This is a genomic window from Streptomyces ureilyticus (genome assembly GCF_011045025.1).
In the GTDB taxonomy this organism is placed as follows: domain Bacteria; phylum Actinomycetota; class Actinomycetes; order Streptomycetales; family Streptomycetaceae; genus Streptomyces; species Streptomyces ureilyticus.
The window spans coordinates 1-6190 of record NZ_JAAKZX010000343.1 but is presented as its reverse complement, the minus strand read 5'-3'; the positions used below and the strand labels follow the sequence as shown (position 1 = coordinate 6190).

Below are 6190 nucleotides of genomic sequence, written 5' to 3'. Positions count from 1 at the left end.
GCGTCGCTCCCATCGGTTCGGCCGCCGCCGCCCGTATGCACCGCCGCCCCCCGGGTGCCCCGAGCCACCCGGGCGGCTACCGCGAACTGTCCGGCCGCGAGGTCGAGGTGCTCCGGCTGGTGGCGGAGGGCCAGTCGAACAAGGCCATCGGCGTCTCGATGGGCCTGTCCGCCCTGACCGTCAAGAGCCACCTCGCCCGCATCGCCCGCAAGCTCGGCACGGGCGACCGCGCCGGCATGGTGGCGGTGGCCCTGCGCACCGGCATCATCCACTGAGCCAACCGCTTCACACCTCTCAGACGCCCGTCGACGGAACGTTCCGTCGACGGGCGTTGCGCATGTCCCCGACGGCGTCCCCTGGAGCTTCGATCAGCGGCGGCGCAGTGACGGGTCGAGCAGCGCGGGCGGAGTGTCGTACTTCTCGTGCGCGGCGAGGTCGGTGCCGGGGGCGACGATCGCGTCGACCGCGTCGAGTACGTCGGCGGAGAGCACCGTGTCGGCGGCGGCGAGCTGCGAGTGCAGGTGGTCGAGTGTGCGGGGGCCGATGAGCGCGCTGGTCACGGCCGGGTGCGCGGTCACGAAACCGAGCGCGAGCTGGATCAGGGTCAGCCCGGCCTCGTCGGCGACCTTGGCCAGCTGCTCGACGGCGTCGAGCCTGGCCCGGTTGGCGGGGACGGCGGTGTCGAAGCGTTGCGGCATGAACGTGGAGCGGCTGGTGGTGATGTCCTGGCCCTCGCGGATCGCGCCTGACAGCCAGCCCGAGGCCAGCGGGCTCCACACCAGCACTCCGAGCCCGTACTCCTCGGTCACGGGCAGGACATGGGTCTCGATGCCGCGCTGCAGGATCGAGTAGCTGGGCTGCTCGGTGACGTAACGGCTCAGGCGATGCTCGCGGGCGGCCCACTGGGCTTGCACGATGCGGTGGGCGGGGAAGGTCGAGGAGCCGAAGTAGCGGATCTTTCCCGCGCGTTGCAGGTCGGTCAGGGCCGACATTGTCTCCTCGTCGGAGGTGCTCGGGTCCCACCGGTGGATCTGGAAGAGATCGACGTGGTCGACGCCGAGGCGGCGCAGGCTGCTGTCCAGCGCGGTGACCAGCCAGCGGCGTGAGCTGCCCCGGTGGTTGCGCTCGTCGCCCATCGGCATGCTCGCCTTCGTGGCCAGTACGAGGTCGTCGCGGCGGCCGGCGACGGCCTTGCCGACCATCTCTTCCGACTCACCGTCGCTGTACATGTCGGCGGTGTCGATGAGGTTGATGCCGCCCTCGATGGCGGCGTCGACGAGGGCAGTGGCCTCCTCTTGAGTGGTGCGGCCGATCTTGCCGAAGTTCATCGCGCCGAGTGCGAGGGAGCTGACCTGCACACCGGTGCGGCCCAAGGTGCGGTACTGCATGATCTGTTCCTCCATTGCTAACATCGCGAACAAACGGAACCTCGTTCCGGAATGACAATACGGAACATCGTTCCGCTTAGCAAGCACGTCTAGCTCGGCAAGCACGGCAGTGAGGGAGCGGCGCGGTGAAGGACAGCGACGAGGGCTCGGGGCGCGCGGCCCAATCCAAAGCCCAGCCCAGACGGAAGGACGCCCAGCGCAACAAGGAGGCTCTGCTCGACGCGGCCGCCTCGGTCTTCGTCACGTCAGGGGTGGAGGCACCCGTACGCGACATCGCGGCCAAGGCCGGCGTCGGCCTCGGCACGATCTACCGGCACTTCCCGACGCGAGCGGATCTCATCATCGCCGTCTACCGGCACCAGGTCGACGCCTGCGCCGAGGCCGGTCCTGCACTGCTCGCGACCAGCGCGACCCCGCACGCCGCACTGGGCCAGTGGATCAACCAGTTCGTCGACTTCCTGGTCACCAAGCACGGACTCGCCGCCGTACTGCAGTCCGACAACGCCGGCTTCGAGGCACTGCACGCCTACTTCCTCGACCGCCTCGTCCCCGTCTGCACCCACCTGCTCGACGCCGCGGCCGACGCCGGCCAGATCCGCTCCGACCTCGAGGCCTACGAACTCATGCGCGGCGTCGGGAACCTCTGCATCGGCGCGGACAGCGACCCCGACTACGACGCACGCCGGTTGGTCGAGCTCCTCATCGCGGGCCTGCGCCACGCCGAGACCGATTCTGGCCGGTCAGAGCCCGCGTCGAGCGACAGTGCGGGTCAGACGGTGGGCCGTACAGATACCCTTGACATGTGACCGACGCCCAAGAGACCGCAGCAGACACATCACTGCGAACCACCGGAGGCGCCCCTCCGGACGACGGCGGATCCTCTGAAGCAGAGGCGCCCATTCCGTTGTTGGAGCCCCGGGACGGGATTCCGCCCGTGATCGCCGACGACGCGTCGCTCGCCGAGGTGATCGCCGCGTTCGCCGCGGGCAGCGGTCCCGTCGCCGTCGACGCCGAGCGCGCTTCCGGTTACCGGTACGGCCAGCGGGCCTACCTCGTGCAGTTGCGCCGTGAGGGTGCGGGCAGCGCGCTCATCGACCCCGTCGCCTGTCCTGATCTGTCAGGGCTCGGCGAGGCGCTGGCCGGTGTGGAGTGGGTACTACACGCCGCCACGCAGGATCTGCCGTGTCTGCGCGAAATAGGTATGGTCCCCAGCCGCCTCTTCGACACCGAGCTGGCCGGCCGGCTCGCCGGGTTCCCGCGCGTCGGGCTCGGCGCGATGGTCGAGGGCGTCCTGGGCTTCGTACTCGAGAAGGGGCACTCCGCGGTCGACTGGTCGACGCGTCCGCTGCCCGAGCCGTGGCTTCGTTATGCCGCGCTCGACGTGGAGCTGCTCGTGGACCTCAGGGACGCGCTGGAGAAGGAGCTCGACCGGCAGGGCAAGCTGGAGTGGGCCCAGCAGGAGTTCGACGCGATCGCCTCGGCGCCGGCGCCCGAGCCGCGCAAGGATCCGTGGCGGCGTACGTCCGGTATGCACAAGGTGCGTCGGCGGCGGCAGATGGCGGTCGTACGGGAGTTGTGGCAGGCCAGGGACAAGGTCGCGCGGCGCCGGGACATCTCGCCGGGCAAGGTGCTCGGCGACGCGGCGATCATCGAGGCGGCCCTCTCCCTGCCGGTCAACGCGCAGGCGCTGGCCGCGCTGAACGGCTTCGGGCATCGTATGGGCCGGCGTCAGCTGGAGCAGTGGCAGTCGGCCGTGGACCGCGCGAAGGCGCTGCCGGACCACGAACTGCCGCAGCCGGGGCAGCCGGTGACCGGTCCCCCGCCGCCGCGTGCCTGGGCCGAGAAGGACCCGGTGGCCGCGGCCCGGCTGGTCGCCGCGCGGGCGGCGGTGTCGGCGCTCGCGGAGACCCTGACCATGCCTCAGGAGAACCTGATCACCCCGGACACGGTGCGCCGTGTGTGCTGGGAGCCGCCTGCCGAAGTGAACGCCGAGTCCGTCGCGGCCGCGCTCGCCGGGTACGGGGCGCGGCCGTGGCAGGTCGAGCAGGTGACGCCGGTGCTGCTGCCGGCGCTCACTTCGTCGCCCCCCGAGTGAACCCGTTGTAGATGTACCGCTGGAGGAACAGGAAGACGACGAGCGTCGGGAGAATGACGAGGACCGCACCGGCCGAGATGTTCTCCCAATGCGCTCCGAACGGCCCCTTGAAGCGGAACAGCGACGTCGAGATCACGCCAAGCTCTTCGGACGGCATGTACAGGAACGGGATGTAGAAGTCGTTGTAGACCGTGATCCCCTTGACGATCACCACCGTCGCGATCGCGGGCTTCAGCAGCGGGAAGATGATCTTCCGGTAGATGGTGAAGGCGTTCGCGCCGTCCAGCCGTGCCGACTCGTCCAGGGAGACCGGGCGCAGGGCTGTCTTGCAGTGCAGCTCCAACCCCACTTCGTACAGCGGCTGTTCGCCGTAGCCGCGCGGCCACCACGGTGCGGGGTCCGGGACTTCGAGGTGTACGCCGCTGACCTGGGCCGTCACGGAGAGCGCCGCCTCGACCCTGGTCCGCTCGACGTCGAGGTACAACTCGACGCATCCCAGGCGGGCTTCGACCGTCACGAGCGGCGGTACGGAAGCTCCGACGCGCACGGCTCCGGCTTCACCTTCGTCGTCAACGGCGAACGCCTCTTCGTGCGCGCCATGAACTGGGCCCCGGACGACGTCTTCCCGTCCCGGATCACCCGCGAGCGCTACCGCACCGGCCTCACCCAGGCAGCCGAGGCGGGCGCCTCAGTCCGGCTCGGAGAGCCGGGCCTTGTGCCGCCAGCACCGGCAGGGGGCATCACGTCTGGTGGCCAGTGACGGGCTGCCGCATCACCGGGGCCAGTTGGGTGACCTTTGAGGGCCTCGCTCGTTTTTGTGAGTGTCGGGCTAACGGTCGAATGGGAGACGTCTGATGAGTCAAGGCACCTTGGCCACGCGGCAGTTCGGGCACCGTGCCCGGCTTGCGCTGTCGCCCGCCGAGGTGTCGAAGGCCAACGCCCAGGCGCACGCGGCGCGCACCCTGTGGAACCTGCTGCACGCCTGGTGGCAGATGATGCCCATGGATCAGCGGACCCTGGCCAACGCGAACGCCGCGATCCGCCGGGCCCGCCAGAACCTCGATTTCCTCGCCGCGCTGCCCGCCCAGGCCGCCCAAGCGGTCCTCAAGACATACCTCCAGGCATGGCGCAACTGCTGGGAGGGCCGGGCGGATGCCCCGAAGTTCAAGGCACGCTTCCGGTCGGTCATCAGCGTGGACGTCCCGCAGGGCCGGGATCTGAACATCACGCGGGTGCACCGCCACTGGGGCATGGTCAACCTGCCCAAAATCGGCCGAGTGAAGTTTCGCTGGACCAAAGACCTCCCGTGGGCAAGCACGCCAACGCCGGGAACCGGATCACCGGCGCCCGGCTCGTCAAGGACGCGCTCGGCTGGCACATCGCCTTCCGCGTGACGGCACAGGAGGCCACGCCCGAGCCTCACCAGGGACCGGAGGTCGGGATCGACGTGGGTGTTGCCGTGCCACTCGCCCTCTCCGACGGCACCACCTACGAGCACGGCCAGTGGCTGACCGAGCAGGAACAGGCCGTGCTCCTGCGCCTGGAACAGCGCGCCGCCCGGCGCAAACAGCACCGCGAACCCGGCGAGCGCACCTCGCGCCGCCTGCAGCACACCTTTGACCAGATCGCCCAGCTCCGAGCGAAAGCCAAGCGACGAGCCGCCGACTGGCAGCACCAGACGACCACCACCATTGCCCGCGCCTACGGCACGGTGGTGGTCGAAGCACTCACCATCACGAACATGGTCACGTCGGCCCGGGGCACCGTCGACCAACGGGGCAGGAACGTCGCGCAGAAAGCCGGGCTGAACCGCTCCATCGCCGCCGAGGCGTGGGGCCGCACGGTCACCATGCTGACGTACAAGACCGCCCGGCACGGCGGCACCCTGGTCAAGGTCCCCGCCCCCGGCACCTCCCGGCGCTGCTCAGCCTGCGGTATCACCACGCCCGGAAGCCGGGAGTCCCAGGCCGTGTTCGTCTGCAAGAACCCGGACTGCGGGTGGTCGGGCAACGCCGACCACAACGCGGCCCGGAACATCCTGCACCTGTACCGGATCGGCCTCGTGGCGATCCCGGCTGCCGGGAGGGCAGTCGTCAGGCGCGCTCGCCGCGTCAAGCCCGCCGCCGCAAGGTAGGAGGGAATCTCCTTCCCGAGCCTGCGAAGGAAGGAGAGCACTTCAAATGGAGTTCATCTCGGCGTGGAGAGCGTTCTGACCGAACACTCCTGTTCGCTGCTGCTGCGGCTCGTCCGGAGCGTGGAGGAGGAGGTGGGGCTGCAGGACGCGTGGTGGCGGGGGAAGCAGGTGAGCGGGTCGATCCTTGTCGACTTCCGCGCGGATGATCCGCGGGTGCCGGCGGCGGAGCGGCTCGGGATGCCGGTGGTGGCCGTCGGGCATCCGTCGCTGACCGGCAGCCTCACCTCCGTGTGGACGGACGACGCCACGGCCGTGACGGAAGCCGTGCGGTATCTGGCCGCGCTCGGCCATCGGCGTGCATCGCCGACATCAGCCGGCTCTCGACCTCCTCGGCGTCCGCGGTCTCGCTCGACTCGTCCTGGCGGCAGGCGCCGCAGGCAAGCACGGCCTCCGGATGGTTTCCCGGCTGCCGCAGCAGGACGAGGGTCTTCTCCCGCTCACGCGCTCATCGCCCCCGCTCACGACATCGCTCCGATCGCCATCGGCACCCCCTGCGGCACGCCGGTGCGCAGT

5 protein-coding genes and 3 pseudogenes are annotated in these 6190 nt (G+C 70.0%); 6 read left to right on the top strand and 2 right to left on the bottom strand.

Features of this window, described 5'->3' with window-relative positions; translation table 11 throughout:
• The coding region (locus G6048_RS46090) for a response regulator transcription factor (protein ID WP_165345586.1) at nt 1–275 on the top strand (275 nt) is incomplete at its 5' end.
• Nucleotides 276–368: 93 nt separating this feature from the next.
• On the opposite strand, the gene G6048_RS46085 is transcribed toward G6048_RS46090, so the two are convergent.
• Nucleotides 369–1388: an aldo/keto reductase gene (locus G6048_RS46085; RefSeq protein ID WP_165345585.1), complete on the bottom strand. Its 1020-nt coding sequence runs from the start codon at nt 1386–1388 to the stop codon at nt 369–371.
• A 125-nt stretch (nt 1389–1513) separates the two neighbouring features.
• Here G6048_RS46085 and G6048_RS46080 point away from each other — a divergent pair, with 125 nt between their 5' ends.
• Together G6048_RS46080 and G6048_RS46075 are read left to right on the top strand one after the other, a co-directional pair.
• The gene (locus tag G6048_RS46080; protein ID WP_165345584.1) at nt 1514–2194 is read left to right on the top strand and encodes a TetR/AcrR family transcriptional regulator; all 681 of its coding nucleotides are present in this window, start codon (nt 1514–1516) and stop codon (nt 2192–2194) included.
• Entirely contained in the window at nt 2191–3483 is a 1293-nt protein-coding gene (locus G6048_RS46075; protein ID WP_165345583.1) for an HRDC domain-containing protein, read from the top strand. The genes G6048_RS46080 and G6048_RS46075 overlap by 4 nt, the downstream gene beginning before the upstream one ends.
• Here the strand turns inward: G6048_RS46075 and G6048_RS46070 are convergent.
• Nucleotides 3461–3796: pseudogene (locus tag G6048_RS46070) on the bottom strand (carbohydrate ABC transporter permease); the annotation flags it as partial. The gene G6048_RS46075 and the pseudogene G6048_RS46070 sit on opposite strands and share 23 nt — an antisense overlap.
• Before the next feature lie 99 nt (nt 3797–3895).
• Between G6048_RS46070 and G6048_RS46065 the strand changes: the two are divergent.
• The 3 genes and pseudogenes from G6048_RS46065 to G6048_RS46055 all read left to right on the top strand — a co-directional run.
• A complete protein-coding gene (locus tag G6048_RS46065) occupies nt 3896–4243 on the top strand; it encodes a hypothetical protein (protein WP_165345582.1) in 348 nt (115 codons plus the stop codon).
• A gap of 94 nt (nt 4244–4337) precedes the next feature.
• A pseudogene (locus tag G6048_RS46060) lies at nt 4338–5617 on the top strand (RNA-guided endonuclease InsQ/TnpB family protein).
• Nucleotides 5618–5677: 60 nt separating this feature from the next.
• Nucleotides 5678–5974, top strand: a pseudogene (locus G6048_RS46055) (LacI family transcriptional regulator); the annotation flags it as partial.
• Nucleotides 5975–6190: the final 216 nt, after the last annotated feature.